Source organism: Halorhabdus tiamatea SARL4B, assembly GCF_000470655.1.
In the GTDB taxonomy this organism is placed as follows: Archaea; Halobacteriota; Halobacteria; order Halobacteriales; family Haloarculaceae; genus Halorhabdus; species Halorhabdus tiamatea.
Map to the genome: position 1 here is coordinate 1,522,834 of NC_021921.1, position 11,839 is coordinate 1,534,672.

Consider the following 11,839-nt stretch of genomic DNA (forward strand, 5'->3'; position numbering starts at 1 on the left):
TCTCGTGGTCGGCTCGTCACGCCCGCCCGGTGGCGGTCACTCTACCATGACTTCGACGGGTTCGCTGGACTCCTCGTCACCGTCCGCGTCGGCCTCGCTCTCGCCGGACTGTTGCTGGTACAGCAGGAGGCCGGCGACGCCCAGGACGATCCATGACCGCCAGTTCGCGAGGTTGAGCGTGTAGCCGATGCCGAACGGCTTCTTCGTGAGCATGCCCTCGCCGGGCTGCCAGTACGCCGAGAGAAGTCGCTTCATGCTCGGTCGCTCGAAGTTGTACGGGATGCCGAAGATTTCGCCCGTCTGCGGTTTCTCGGACATATGTGCCCGTACGACTGGATCCGTTAAGACGTTTGTCCCGCCCCCGACCGCGAGCTGTCGGTCGCCAGGGTTCTTAAGACGCTGGCCCGACAACCGTCACCCATGCGACGCTTCCGGATCGGCAGCGCGTTCGGGATCCCGATACAGCTGGATCTGACTTTCCTGCTCGTGCTCCCACTTTTCGCCTGGCTCATCGGCGCACAGGTCGGTCAGACGGCCGACTTGCTCAACGACGTCTGGGGGGCGGGCATCGACGGGGCGGCCCTCTCGACCGGACAGCTTCCCTGGCTTCTGGGAGTGACGGCTGCACTCGGGCTGTTCGCCGGCGTCGTCCTCCACGAACTCGGTCATTCGGTCGTGGCGATGCGCTATGGCTTTCCCATCTCCTCGATCACGCTGTGGCTGTTCGGGGGCATCGCCCAACTCGAGGAGATGCCCGAAGACTGGAAACAGGAACTGTTCATCGCGATCGCGGGACCGACTGTCAGCGTGGCGCTTGCGGGACTCTCCTACGCCGGATTCCTGCTCGTTCCGGCGGGCGACGCTGTCGGATTCGCCGCCGTGAAGTTCCTGTTGGGGTATCTCGCCTTGTTGAACTTCGCGCTGGCGATCTTCAACATGCTGCCCGGCTTTCCGATGGACGGCGGACGGGTTCTCCGGGCGCTGCTGGCCAGGAATCGTCCGTTCGCCCGGGCGACCCAGATCGCCGCGGAGGTCGGCAAACTCTTTGCGCTGTTGCTCGGCCTGTTCGGGCTGTTCGGCGGCGGTGGCCTCTTTCTGGTCGCGATCGCCTTCTTCATCTACATCGGGGCGTCCAGTGAGGCCCAGATGACGACGATGAAGGCCGCTTTCGAGGGCGTGACCGTCCGGGACGTGATGACGCCGGCCGATCGCGTCCAGACAGTCGATCCAGACCTCTCGGTCGCCGAACTCATGGAGCTCATGTTCCGGGAACGACACACCGGGTTCCCCGTCACCGAGAACGGCGCAGTCGTCGGGCTGGTTACGCTGGCTGACGCCCGCGCTGTCCGGGAGGTCGAACGCGAGGCCTTCCGCACTGACGAGGTGATGACCACGGATCTCCGCACGATCCATCCCGACGAGAACGCGATGACGGCCCTGACACAGATGCAGCAGGACAACATCGGTCGACTCCTCGTCATGGAGGACGGCGAGTTCGTCGGCTTGCTCACCCGCTCGGACCTGATGACGGCGCTTTCGATCATCAAGGAGAGCGGGCGTGACTCCGTACAGAGCGGGCGGGCGCTAAACGGCGGCGTCCCGACGACGATGGCCCGTGACCGCGATCGGGAGGCGAGTCAGGACGACCGACGGTTCGAGGATTGAGTGCCGTGGTGTCTGGTTCAGACGGGGAGTGAGATACTGCTCGCTGGTTCACCGCGCCGAGCGTCCCGAACGGTGAGTCGCGTCACTGTCCAGGTGACCGGGTCGATCGAGCGTTCGACGAGCCGGTTGATCCGCTCGTCGTTGCCACCGCGCGCGATCGTCACGTGCGGTGTGTACTCGTCGCCTTCCAGGCCCTCGACTGGGGAAAACAGGTCCACGAGTCGCTCGTGGAGCCGACGGAGTTCGGGACTCTCGACGGTCAGGTAAATGACGGGTGCGGGTCCGTTCGTCGGGTCGGCGAAGTAATCGACCCCGGTCACTTGCGCTTCGAAGGGGGGCTGGCCGGTCAGGTACTCCCGGACCTGGGCCTGTATACGCGGGACCGACCGGTCCTGGCCGAGTCGCTTGAGCACCAGCGTGTGTTCGCCGCGCGTTCGTTCCTGGGCCTGTGGCACATCGTGGGCTAACTCGCCCGCCAGCCGAGCGACTGCGGCGGGGACCGGGACGTTCAGACTGTACACGTATCTACTGGGGTCGGGATACGAAATAAGCGACTCGGTCGATCAGATCCGGTCGAGCAACCACAACACGATCAAAACGACGATGACCAATCCCAGCAGCGGCCGGAACGGACCGAGGAGCGACGCGAACAGCCCGAGGACTTCCGAAATGACCTCGATGACGATCCACACCAGGACCAATACGAGGACGAGCTTCAGCAGGTCTTCGACGTCGAGATTCATGATTCTCGATTCACAGGCGAGGTGTATAGGTGTTGTGGCGGATCTGGAGACCGTCTCCTGGCCCGGACCGGTCGAGCGCGTGAGGCCATACCACGCGAGAACGAACCCGGAAGATATTAGTAGCGCTTGCCGGATATTCCGGGGTACATGACGCCGATCTACCGGTCCGACGCGAGCGCTTCCGAGACCGGCGGGTCCGTCTCCCTGCTTCGACGCCGACGACCGGGCCGTTAGGCCCGAATACATTCCCTTTCTGACCGGTTTCGTCTCGTTTCATCGCCGCCCACCGTCGGGTTCCGGGGCGGTCATCTCTCACCCGACAGTCACACAACCATGACACAACCGACGACACAACAGGACGGAAACGGCACCGTCGCGCTCGCCTTCTCGGGCGGGCTCGACACCACAGTCTGCGTACCGCTGCTCAAGGAAGAATACGGCTACGACGACGTCATCGGCGTCACCGTCGACGTCGGCCAGCCCGACTACGAGTTTGAGGAGGCCGAGGAGACCGCCGAGGCACTCGGGCTGGAGCACTACGTCGTCGACGCACGTGAGGAGTTCGCCGACCTCTGCCTGCAGGCCGTCGAGGCCAACGCCGACTACCAGGGCTATCCGCTTGGAACCGCCCTCGCGCGGCCGGTCATCGCCGAGGCGATCGCCGACGTCGCCGAGGAACAGGGCTGTACCGCCTTAGCCCACGGTTGCACCGGGAAGGGTAACGACCAACTCCGCTTCGAGGCGGTCTGGCGCGACACCGCTCTGGACGTCATCGCGCCGATCCGCGAACTCGGACTCACCCGCGAGTGGGAGAACGAGTACGCCGAGGAGAAGGGCCTGCCCGTCGAGGGCGGGGCCGGCGGCCGCTACTCCATCGACACGAACCTCTGGAGTCGCTCGATCGAGGGCTCGGAACTCGAAGACCCTGCGACGATCCCCGAGGACGACATCTACCTCTGGACCGAGAATCCCTCCGGGAAGACGGCCGAACTCGTCGAAATCACCTTCGAGGACGGCACCGCCGTCGCTGTCGACGGCGAAGAACTCGGTTCGGTCGAGTTGATCGAAGCGCTCAACGAACGTGCCGGTGCCCACGGGATCGGCCGGACGGACATGATGGAAGACCGGATGCTCGGCCTGAAGGTCCGCGAGAACTACGAGCACCCGGCCGCGACGGTCCTGCTGACGGCCCACGAGGCCCTGGAGGGACTCGTCCTCACCGCCGAGGAGCGCCAGTTCAAGACCACGATCGACCAGCGCTGGTCCGAGAAGGCTTACGAGGGCCTGATCGACGCGCCGCTGATGAAGGACCTCGAAGGATTCATCGACGAAACCCAAACTCGCGTCACCGGGACGGTGACCGTCAAACTCGAAGGCGGCCACACCAGAGCCGTCTCGCGGGAATCCGACTACTCGGTCTACAGCGAGTCGGCGGCCTCCTTCAACGAGGAGGCCGTGACCGGCGGGATCACACAGGACGACGCCACGGGCGTCGCGAAGTATCACGGGTTCCAGTCGCGCCTGGCCAAGAGCGTGACCGAGTCACTCGCCGACGAGGAGTGAGCCATGACCGAGGAACCCACGGCGAACGGCGGGGGAAACGATCCGGCGGCCGGTGACAGCAACGGCGACGGAGACGGCAGTGACGACGGCAGCGAGGGCGTCGTCCGCCGGGAGCGCTTCAGCGGCGGCCCCGCCCGGGGGTTCCTCTCGTCGCTTGCCGCCGACGAGCGCATCTTCGCCGCCGACCTGGCGGTTGATCGCGCTCACGTCGTCATGCTCGAAGAACAGGGCATCGTCGACGAGGCGACAGCCGGCGAAATCCTGGCTGCCCTTGCGGACATCGAGGACGCCGGCCACCAGGCACTCCCGGATGGCGAGGACGTTCACGAGGCCATCGAGACGGCCGTGATCGACCGCGTCGGCCCCGACGGCGGCCGGATGCACACGGCCCGCTCGCGCAACGACGAGGTCGCGACCTGCATTCGCTACCGCCTGCGCGAGGACCTGCTTTCCGCGGTCGAGGCGACCCTCGAAGCGCGCGGCGCGCTGATCGAGACCGCCGAATCCGAGCGCGAGACGGTGATGCCGGGATTCACCCACCTCCAGCCCGCCCAGCCGACGACCGTCGCCCACTGGGCGCTGTCCTACGAGCGCGAGCTGGCTCGCGAGACGGATCGGCTGCTCGACGCCTACGACCGGACGAATCACTCGCCGCTGGGCGCGGCCGCCTTCGCGGGGACGCCCTTCGACGTCGACCGCGAGCGGACAGCCGACCTGCTGGGCTTCGACGGAACGATGGACAACGCAATGGACGCCGTCTCGGCGCGGGACTTCCTCGTCGAGTCGACCGCCGCGCTGGCGAGCCTTGCGACGACGCTGTCGGGACTCGCCGAGGATGTCGTGATCTACGCCAACAAGGGGTACGTCGAGGTCGACGACGCCTACGCCTCGACCTCTTCAATCATGCCCCAGAAGAAGAACCCCGACACGCTCGAACTCGTTCGCGCTCGCGCGGGCGACGCCGCGGCGGGGCTCAACGGCCTGCTGACCACACTCAAGGGGCTGCCGCGGGCGTACAACCGCGACCTCCAGCGCGCCGGCGGCCACGCCTGGCGGGCGATCGACGGCGTCAGCGAGGCGACCGAGGTCGCCGCCGGTGCGATCGCGACCGCCGAGTGGAACGACGCGGTGCTGGCCGACGCGGCTGGCGAGGGCTTTTCGACGGCGACGGGCGTCGCCGACGCGCTCGCGATGGCCGGTGTCCCGTTCCGGACGGCCCACGAGGTCGTCGCGAGCGCGGCCGAAGCCGCCGGCGACGACGTCGATTTCGAGACGCTCGAGGCCGCTGCGCGCGACACTCTCGGCGAATCGCTGTCGGCGTACGTCGACCGCGAGACGATCGAGTCGGCACTCGATCCCGTCGAAAGCGTCGCGAGTCGCGACTCGGCAGGGGGGCCGGCCCCCGAGGCGGTCGCCGAACAGATTGTGACCGCGCGGGACGACCACGCGGCCGATACCGACGCGCTGGACGAGCGCCGGACGGCGATCGACGACGCGGTCGCCGAGCTACAGGCGGAGGTACAGACGTATGTCTGAGACGGGCAAGACCACAGCGACGACGATCACACCGACCGGGACCACACAACACATGACTACGACACCGACGACCGCAGCGCGCCACCCGCCGACTGCCGGCGGGCCGGCACCAGCACCGACAGCCGCGATGACTGCCCGCTCTGGAGGTGCACCCGAATGAACGTCGCCATTCTCTACTCGCGCATCCGCCAGGACGAGAAACTCCTGCTCGAAGAGTTGCGCGAGCGCGACCACGAGGTCACGAAGATCGACGTGCGCAAGCAACGGTTCGGCCTCGACGAACCGCCCGAAGACTTCGAGGACGTCGACCTCGTGCTCGACCGGTGTCTGGCGACCAGCCGGAGCCTCTACGCGACGGAGTTCCTTTCCGCCTACGACATCCCGGTGATCAACAGCCACGAGACCGCAGAGACTTGCGCCGACAAGGTGACCAACAGCCTCGCGCTGAAGCAGGCCGGCGTCCCGACCCCGAAGACGGAGGTCGCCTTCACCAAGGATACCGCCCTCGAGATCATCGAGGACTTCGGGTACCCGTGCGTGCTCAAGCCCGTCATCGGGTCGTGGGGTCGCCTGATGGCCAAGATCGACACGAAGGACGCCGCCGAGGCGATCCTCGAACACAAGGCGACGCTCGGTCACTACGAGCACAAGGTCTTCTACGTCCAGGAGTTCGTCGAGAAACCCGGCCGTGACATTCGCGTGCTGGCGACCGACGGCGAGCCGATCGCGGCGATGGTCCGTTCGTCGGATCACTGGCTGACCAACGCCGCGAAAGGGGCCGAGACCGACGCCTTCGAACTCGACGACCGTGCCCGCGAACTCGTCGCCGAGGCCAGCGAAGCTGTCGGCGGCGGGCTGCTGGGCATTGATCTGATGGAAACAGGGGGATCGCGGAGCGATCCCCAGCAGTCGAGCGGGGAGCATAGCGACCCGCGAGACGGTGTGGACGACGAGACCGGTGAACCGACCGGCTACACCGTCCACGAGGTCAACCACACCGTCGAGTTCAAGGCGCTGAACGACGCCGTCGAGACGGACGTCCCCGGCCAGGTCGTCGACTGGCTAGAGACGAACGCGGAGGTGAGCGAGTGATGTCCGCGAGTGAAGGCGAACCAACCCTTTCTGCCTCCGTGGTCGGCGCGAGCGGCTTCACCGGCGGCGAACTCCTGCGACTACTCGCCGGCCACCCCGACTTCGAGATCGCCCAGGCCACGAGTCGCTCGAAGGCAAACAAGACGATCGGCCACGTCCATCCGAACCTCCGCGGCCTGGACCTGCGGTTCAGTTCGCCCGAGGATCTCGAATCCGTTGACGTCCTCTTTGCGGCGACGCCCCACGGCGTCTCGATGGAACATATCGACGCGTTTCAGGACGCCGCCGACACGGTAATCGACCTCTCGGCAGACTTCCGGCTGGATTCGGAAGCGCAGTACGACGCGTGGTACGACGGCCACAGCCGCCCGGAACTGCTGGCCGATGCCGAGTACGCACTCCCCGAGTTGAACCGCGAGAACCTGGCCGGGGCGGACCTGATCGCCTCGGGCGGTTGCAACGCCACGGCGACGATCCTCGGGTTGCTCCCGCTGTTCGAGAACGATGTCCTCTCGGGCGACGAGCAGATCGTCGTCGACGTGAAAGTGGGGTCCAGCGAGGGCGGGGCCGGCGGCGGCGAAGCGTCGAGCCATCCCGAGCGCTCGGGCGTCGTCCGGCCCTATGCCCCGACGGGTCACCGCCACGAGGCCGAAATCGAGCAGTTCCTCGGTGTCGATGTCTCCTTCACCGTCCACGCCGTGGAGATGATCCGCGGCGCGAGCGCGACCATCCACGTCTTCCCCGAGGAGCCGGTCTCGAAGGGCGATCTCTGGGGCGCTTACCGTGGGTCCTACGAAGAAGAACCGTTCGTCCGCATGGTCGCCGGCGGCGGTGGCGTCTATCGCTATCCGGAGCCGAAGGCCGTCGCGGGCTCGAACTACGCCGAGGTCGGCTTCGAACTCGACCCCGGGAACAAGCGCGTGGTCGTCTTCTCGGCCATCGACAACATGATGAAGGGGTCGGCCGGCCAGGCCGTTCACGCGGCCAACATCGCGCTCGGGCTGGAGGAGACGGCGGGCCTCGACTTCGCGGGGATGCACCCGGTGGGGTCGCCATGACGGGGGTGCATCTCGGATGACGGTGGTCGTCAAAGTCGGCGGCGCTCGTGCGGTCGACCCCGAGGGGGCGCTTGCGGACGTGGCCCAGCTGGTTGCGGACGGCGAGGACGTCGTGGTCGTCCACGGCGGCTCGACGAAAGTGGACGACACCCTCGAACGCATCGGGATCGAACCGGAGTACGTCGAGACGCCAAGCGGCGTCGTCGGGCGGTTCACCGACGAGGAGACGATGGAGGTCTTCGAGATGGCCTTTGGCCACCTCAACACGCAACTCGTCGCGGGGTTGCAGAGCCAGGGCGTCGACGCCGTCGGACTCAACGGTGTCGACGGGAAGCTTCTGGCCGGCCCCCGCAAGTCGGCGGTGCGCGTCCTCGAAGACGGCAAGCGCAAGATCAAGCGCGGCGATCACTCGGGGTCGATCGAGGAGGTCAACGAGAAGCTGCTGTATACGCTGTTAGACGATGGATACACACCGGTCGCCGGGCCGCCGATGGCGGGGCGCGAGGAACGAAGCGCCCCGGAGAATGCGAGTAGCGCGGAACGAAGTTCCGCGAACAGTCGAGCGGCGAAGCCGCGAGACGACGGTGACGGCCAGGAACCGCGAGCAGAGTGGCTCCCGGTCAACACCGACGCCGACCGCTCGGCGGCCGCTATCGCCGGGGCACTCGACGCGACGCTCGTCCTGCTGACGGACGTCGCGGGCGTCTACGCGGACCCCGACGATCCGGAGACGCTGATCGAGTCAGCCGAGACGGACGAGGAGTGGAATGCACTCCAGGACGCCGCCGAGGGGTTCATGGAACGGAAGGTCATGGCCGTCGAGGAGGCACTCGGCGAGGGGGCACCCGAAGTCGTGATCGCGGACGCGAACGCCGAGGAACCGATCAGTGCTGCCCTCGAAGGCAGTGGCACGCACGTGATGGAAACAGCAATCGAGACGGAGGATAAGTCATGAGCGGATTCGTATTCTCGGAGAAACCGATACAGATCGAGCGCGGTGACGGCGCTGTCGTCTACGACGACGCGGGCACAGAGTACCTGGACATGGGCGCGAGTTACGCCTGTGTCCCGCTGGGGCACAGTCACGAGGCCGTCGACACGGCTGCGAAAGAGCAGATCGACGATCTGACCTACGTTCAGGCGTCCTATCCAGTCGAGGCCCGGACGCGGCTGTACGATACACTCGCCGTGGCAGCGCCGGGCGACCTTGAGAACGTCTGGCTGTGTAATTCCGGGACGGAGGCCAACGAGGCGGCGCTGAAGTTCGCCCGGAGCGCGACCGGCGACTCGAAGATCGTCGCCACGATGCAGGGCTTTCACGGCCGGACGATGGGCGCGCTCGCGACGACCTGGAAGGACAAGTACAAGAAACCCTACGAGCCACTGATCGGCGACGTGGAGTTCGTGCCCTACGACGACAGCGAGGCCCTCGCCGACGCCGTCGACGACGAGACGGCGGCGGTCATCATGGAACCGATCCAGGGCGAGGGTGGGATCCACCCAGCGAGCGCCGAGTACCTCGAGTCGGCCCGCGAGATCACCGACGAGGCCGGCGCGGCGCTGATCTTCGATGAGGTCCAGACCGGCATGGGCCGGACGGGGACGCTGTGGGCCTGTGAGCAAAGCGGCGTCGTGCCGGACGTGCTCACGACGGCCAAGGGCCTGGCCAACGGCTTCCCGATGGGTGCGACGCTCGTCGCCGACTGGATCGCCGAGGACTACGGCTCTCACGCCTCGACGTTCTCCGGCGGGCCGGTCGTTTCGGCCGCCGCGGAAGCCACAGTCTCGACGCTTGTCGAAGACGACATTCCGAGTCACGCTGCCGACGTCGGCCAGTACCTTCGTGGGCAACTCCGCGAGGAACTCGGTGACAATGCCCGCGAGGTTCGCGGTGAGGGACTGATGATCGGCGTCGAGATCAAGCGCGGGGCCAATCGTGTGCTCAAAGAACTCGCCATGGATCACCAGGTGCTCGCGCTGCCGGCCGGTCGGACTGTGGTGCGGCTGCTCCCGCCGCTGATCGTCGACGAGGGCCAGGCCGACGCGGTCGTCGCGGCGCTGTCGGAGGCGATCGACTGATGAGCGCCGCCACTGACGCGCCGACTGGGGACGTCTCCGCCGCGGATGCACGCGAGTTGCTGATCGACCTGGTCGAGATCCCGTCGGTCTCGGGCGACGTCGAGGCGGCCACCGAGGCACTGGCGACGTTCTTCGAGGCGCACGACCGCGAGGTCTGGATCGACGACGTGGGCAACGTCCGTGCCCCCGCAAACGACAGTGTGCTCCTCACGTCTCACATCGACACTGTGCCGGGTGACATTCCCGTCCGCCTGGAAGAGAACGACGACGGCGAGACAGTCCTGTGGGGCCGCGGGAGCGTCGACGCGAAGGGACCGCTCGCGGCGATGGCCGCCGTGGCGGTCCGGACGGGGGCGAGCTTCGCCGGGGTCGTGGGCGAAGAAGTCGACTCGACCGGCGGCCGGTACCTTGTCGAGGACCGCGAGAGCGAGCCGGATGTGGTGATCAACGGCGAACCCTCCGGTTGGGACGGGATCACGCTGGGGTATCGCGGCCTGCTGGGTGGCACCTACGTCGCCACCAGCGAGTCCGGCCACTCCTCGCGGCCGGACAACAACGCGATTCAGGACGCTATCGATTGGTGGAACCGCGTCGAGGCCGAGTTCGCCAAGGACGAGTGGCACCCGGTCTTCGAGCGCGTGACCTGCAAACCCGTCGACATCGACGGCGGGATCAGCGGTGACGGGCTCTCGGTCGAGACGACGATGCGCGTGCAGTTGCGCGTCCCGCCGGAGTACACCACCGACGAGATCCGAGAGATGGCCGACGGTCATCTGACGAACGGCACTGTCAACTGGGACGACTGGGTCGAGCCGGTGATGATGAGTCCACGGACGAAGGTCGCCCGTGCGTTCCGTGCGGCGATCCGGAAACGCGGCGGCGATCCCCGCCTCCTGCGCAAGACCGGAACCAGCGACATGAACATCTACGCCGACGCCTGGGACGCCGAGATGGTGACCTACGGTCCTGGCGATTCGGACCTCGATCACGCCCCCGACGAACACCTGCCACTTGCCGAGTACGACCGCTCGGTGGCAGTCCTGGACGACGTGACGCGGACCCTCCTGGAGGAGCCATGACACGCAACGTACTCGATATCGACGACCTGACGAGCGAGGAACTGACGACCGTCCTCGACCGCGCAGCTGCCATCAAGGCCGGCGAGGAGGCGGGCAACCCCCTCGAAGACGAGACGCTGGCGATGATCTTCGAGAAGCCCTCGACCAGGACGCGTGTCTCCTTCGAGACCGGGATGACCCAGCTCGGCGGCCACGCCATCTTCCTCGGGCCGGACGACATCCACCTGGGGGACAGTGAGCCGGTCAAGGACACCGCGCGGGCGGTCTCGCGGTACGCCGACGCGATCATGGCGCGGCTGTTCGACCACGCTGACGCGGAGGAATTGGCCGAATACGCCACCGTGCCGGTCATCAACGGGTTGACCGACGACGCCCACCCCTGTCAGACGCTGGCCGACCTGCTCACGATCCGTGAGGAATACGGTGGGTTCGACACCGTCAGAGTCGCCTGGGTCGGCGACGGCAACAACGTCGCCCAGTCCTTTGTCCTCGGCGCGGCGATGGTCGGCCTCGATTTGACCGTCGCGACGCCGGAGGGCTACGAGATCGACGACGAAGTCTTGGAGCGGGCAGCCGAGTTAGGCACGGCCCCCGAGACGACGACGGACCCGGAAGCGGCCGTCGCGGACGCCGACGTGGTTTACACGGATGTCTTCGTCAGCATGGGTCAGGAGGACGAGCGCGCGGAGAAACTTGACGCCTTCGAGGGCTTTCAGGTTACGACCGACCTGCTGGGGGATCGGACGCTGATGCACTGCTTGCCGGCCCACCGCGGCGAGGAAGTCACCGACGCGGTCATCGAGAGCGACAACGCCATCGTCTGGGACCAGGCGGAGAACCGGCTGCACGCCCAGAATGGGTTACTGGTGTGGTTGGCCGAGCGATCGGAGTAAGCATACGCCGTCGAAGACGGCGTTTCTCTGTGAGCGAGCCTTTGGCTCGCGAGCAGGTCGTTTTTGGTCCAGCTTTTTGCGAGTCGGGTTCGCGAAGCGACCCCGACGAAGTAAAAAGGTGGTGGCGTGGA

The 11,839-nt window shown here is 66.6% G+C and carries 13 protein-coding genes; 10 read left to right on the top strand and 3 right to left on the bottom strand.

Annotation, left to right across the window (positions count from 1 at the left end; translation table 11 throughout):
* Nucleotides 1–36: 36 nt before the first annotated feature.
* On the bottom strand, nt 37–318 hold the full coding sequence (locus HTIA_RS07575; protein ID WP_008527729.1) for a DUF5808 domain-containing protein: 282 nt from the start codon (nt 316–318) through the stop codon (nt 37–39).
* Nucleotides 319–420: 102 nt separating this feature from the next.
* On the opposite strand from HTIA_RS07575, the gene HTIA_RS07580 reads away from it, so the two are divergent.
* Complete coding sequence (locus HTIA_RS07580) at nt 421–1,665, top strand: CBS domain-containing protein (protein ID WP_008527728.1); 1,245 nt, start codon at nt 421–423, stop codon at nt 1,663–1,665.
* Nucleotides 1,666–1,682: 17 nt separating this feature from the next.
* On the opposite strand, the gene HTIA_RS07585 is transcribed toward HTIA_RS07580, so the two are convergent.
* Nucleotides 1,683–2,186 (bottom strand): 2'-5' RNA ligase family protein, encoded by a 504-nt coding sequence (locus HTIA_RS07585; RefSeq protein WP_008527727.1) that lies wholly within the window; start codon nt 2,184–2,186, stop codon nt 1,683–1,685.
* Between the two features lie 42 nt (nt 2,187–2,228).
* Complete coding sequence (locus tag HTIA_RS07590) at nt 2,229–2,408, bottom strand: DUF7554 family protein (protein WP_008527726.1); 180 nt, start codon at nt 2,406–2,408, stop codon at nt 2,229–2,231.
* Nucleotides 2,409–2,741: 333 nt separating this feature from the next.
* Here HTIA_RS07590 and HTIA_RS07595 point away from each other — a divergent pair, with 333 nt between their 5' ends.
* The 9 genes from HTIA_RS07595 to argF are packed head-to-tail and all read left to right on the top strand — an operon-like array spanning nt 2,742 to nt 11,708.
* Nucleotides 2,742–3,971 (top strand): argininosuccinate synthase, encoded by a 1,230-nt coding sequence (locus tag HTIA_RS07595; RefSeq protein ID WP_008527724.1) that lies wholly within the window; start codon nt 2,742–2,744, stop codon nt 3,969–3,971.
* Nucleotides 3,972–3,974: 3 nt separating this feature from the next.
* On the top strand, nt 3,975–5,507 hold the full coding sequence (argH, locus tag HTIA_RS07600; RefSeq protein WP_020936210.1) for an argininosuccinate lyase: 1,533 nt from the start codon (nt 3,975–3,977) through the stop codon (nt 5,505–5,507).
* Complete coding sequence (locus HTIA_RS16635; RefSeq protein ID WP_020936211.1) at nt 5,500–5,667, top strand: hypothetical protein; 168 nt, start codon at nt 5,500–5,502, stop codon at nt 5,665–5,667. The genes argH and HTIA_RS16635 overlap by 8 nt, the downstream gene beginning before the upstream one ends.
* Complete coding sequence (locus HTIA_RS07605) at nt 5,664–6,599, top strand: RimK family alpha-L-glutamate ligase (RefSeq protein WP_008527723.1); 936 nt, start codon at nt 5,664–5,666, stop codon at nt 6,597–6,599. The genes HTIA_RS16635 and HTIA_RS07605 overlap by 4 nt, the downstream gene beginning before the upstream one ends.
* Nucleotides 6,599–7,657 carry an N-acetyl-gamma-glutamyl-phosphate reductase gene (argC, locus tag HTIA_RS07610; protein ID WP_008527721.1) on the top strand — a complete coding sequence of 353 codons (1,059 nt, stop codon included), beginning with the start codon at nt 6,599–6,601 and terminating at the stop codon, nt 7,655–7,657. Before HTIA_RS07605 ends, argC begins: the two co-directional genes overlap by 1 nt.
* Nucleotides 7,658–7,673: 16 nt before the next feature.
* Nucleotides 7,674–8,612 carry an acetylglutamate/acetylaminoadipate kinase gene (locus HTIA_RS07615; protein ID WP_008527719.1) on the top strand — a complete coding sequence of 313 codons (939 nt, stop codon included), beginning with the start codon at nt 7,674–7,676 and terminating at the stop codon, nt 8,610–8,612.
* Complete coding sequence (locus HTIA_RS07620) at nt 8,609–9,736, top strand: aspartate aminotransferase family protein (protein ID WP_008527716.1); 1,128 nt, start codon at nt 8,609–8,611, stop codon at nt 9,734–9,736. Before HTIA_RS07615 ends, HTIA_RS07620 begins: the two co-directional genes overlap by 4 nt.
* Complete coding sequence (locus HTIA_RS07625) at nt 9,736–10,815, top strand: [LysW]-lysine hydrolase (RefSeq protein WP_008527714.1); 1,080 nt, start codon at nt 9,736–9,738, stop codon at nt 10,813–10,815. The genes HTIA_RS07620 and HTIA_RS07625 overlap by 1 nt, the downstream gene beginning before the upstream one ends.
* Nucleotides 10,812–11,708, top strand: coding sequence for an ornithine carbamoyltransferase (gene argF, locus HTIA_RS07630; protein ID WP_008527713.1), 897 nt, complete (start codon nt 10,812–10,814; stop codon nt 11,706–11,708). Before HTIA_RS07625 ends, argF begins: the two co-directional genes overlap by 4 nt.
* Nucleotides 11,709–11,839: the final 131 nt, after the last annotated feature.